Origin of the sequence: Micromonospora sp. LOL_024, from assembly GCF_048060415.1 — a bacterium.
Classification (GTDB): Bacteria; Actinomycetota; Actinomycetes; order Mycobacteriales; family Micromonosporaceae; genus Micromonospora.
The window spans coordinates 1-926 of sequence record NZ_JBHMIS010000157.1 but is presented as its reverse complement, the minus strand read 5'-3'; the positions used below and the strand labels follow the sequence as shown (position 1 = coordinate 926).

At 60.8% G+C, this 926-nt stretch carries 3 protein-coding genes; all 3 read left to right on the top strand.

Translation table 11 applies throughout. The features are described 5' to 3' along the window. On the top strand, window positions 1-180 hold a 180-nt coding region (locus tag ACFHWY_RS28690; protein ID WP_416583355.1), incomplete at its 5' end, for a colicin E3/pyocin S6 family cytotoxin. Beyond that, window positions 180-410: a hypothetical protein gene (locus ACFHWY_RS28685; RefSeq protein ID WP_416583356.1), complete on the top strand. Its 231-nt coding sequence runs from the start codon at window positions 180-182 to the stop codon at window positions 408-410. The genes ACFHWY_RS28690 and ACFHWY_RS28685, both read left to right, overlap by 1 nt. A 217-nt stretch (window positions 411-627) precedes the next feature. Continuing rightward, on the top strand, window positions 628-926 hold a 299-nt coding region (locus tag ACFHWY_RS28680), incomplete at its 3' end, for a transposase family protein (RefSeq protein WP_416583354.1).

Genomic DNA, 926 nt, shown 5'->3' with positions numbered 1-926 from the left:
CGTTCACCGGGTCGCCGTCACCAGGCACACCGAAGATCAACGAACTTTGCTTTGGCTCTGGTTGAGAAATACAATAAGAAAGGCAAGCACCTCGGAGCCTTTGATCCGAACACCGGCGAGATGATGACAGACGGCAAGGGTAGGCCTAAAGGTCCTATTGCAGGACGGACCTGCGGGTGATGAGCTGGGTAGTGCTCGCGTATGAGAAGTTCGGCGATGCCTTTGAATCGGAGGTTCAGCTCCCGTATTTTCTTGACGAAGAAGTCGTCAAGTCGCTTGTTGGCGACTATCCAAACTTGCGGGGAGACTCGTTCCCGGTCGTAGGTGAGAGCCTCGATCGCCTGCAGAGGGAATATTCGATTGAAGTCGACTCAGAAAGGTTCGACTATTTCATAGAGTTCCGGGTGTAGGCGAGCCTGAACTGCGGGGTGGCCTTGATCGCCAAGGCCACCCCGTCCCTGCCGGTCGCCAGGGCGGTTGCAAGTTCCGGGGTTGTGTGGCTGGTCGGGTTGTGACCGGTTGGGGTGTGTAGCAGGGCAGGCACGGGGTTCGTGATCATTGTGGTGTCGAAGCCAGATGATCACGAGGTGGCCCGTGCCTGCTGCTGCATCTTCTCTCATCCCTGCTGTGTTGGTGAAGCTGGGGCCGTTGGACACCGGCCGGATCGCCGACCTGCGTCCCTACCTCGACTCGGTGTCCGATCCGCGTTCGCGGCGGGGCCGGTGGTATTCCCTGACCGCGATCCTGCTGGTGTGCGCCTGTGGGGTCGTCTCGGGTGCGAAGAGCATCGATGAGCTCGCCGAGTGGGGTCAGCGTGCCGCTGACGGGCTGTTGGCAGTCATCGGGATCCGCGTGCATCTGCTCAGATGGCGGCGTGCTCCGTCGTCGGCCACGATCGGCCGGGTGCTGGGGGCTGTTGACGGTGA

Coding starts and splice junctions, on each gene's coding strand:
- ACFHWY_RS28685 (WP_416583356.1), top strand. CDS start 180: ATGAGCTGGGTAGTGCTCGCGTATGAGAAGTTCGGCGATGCCTTTGAA.